Source organism: Acinetobacter sp. Ver3, assembly GCF_000632455.1.
Taxonomy (GTDB): Bacteria; Pseudomonadota; Gammaproteobacteria; order Pseudomonadales; family Moraxellaceae; genus Acinetobacter.
Genome location: NZ_JFYL01000205.1, coordinates 1 through 294, shown reverse-complemented (window position 1 = coordinate 294; position 294 = coordinate 1). Strand labels below are relative to the sequence as shown.

General features: G+C 47.3%; 1 protein-coding gene. It reads left to right on the top strand.

Annotated features, from left to right (window positions below; genetic code table 11):
* Window positions 1–294 (top strand): GA-like domain-containing protein (locus tag CL42_RS17360; protein WP_035271169.1); only part of this gene is annotated, 294 nt, incomplete at both ends.

The following is a 294-nucleotide window of genomic DNA, read 5'->3' as shown; positions in this document are numbered from 1 at the left end:
CACTTGAAGAAGCAACAGAGGCAGTAGAGGCGGCTGAAGCAGCATATGCTGAGGCAGAGCAAGCACTAGCAGATGCAGAATCAGATGGTTTAATCACGCCAACAGAACTTGCTGAGCTGACTCAAGCACGTGATGATGCACTTGCTGCTAAAGAAGATGCACAAGCGAAAGTTGATGCACTTCCAGAAGGAGCAGACAAAGACGCATTGGATGCACGCTTAGATGATCTAGTCGACATCACCTTACCAACAGTAAATGATGAAAACGAAGATGGTGTGGATGATGCAGTTGCAG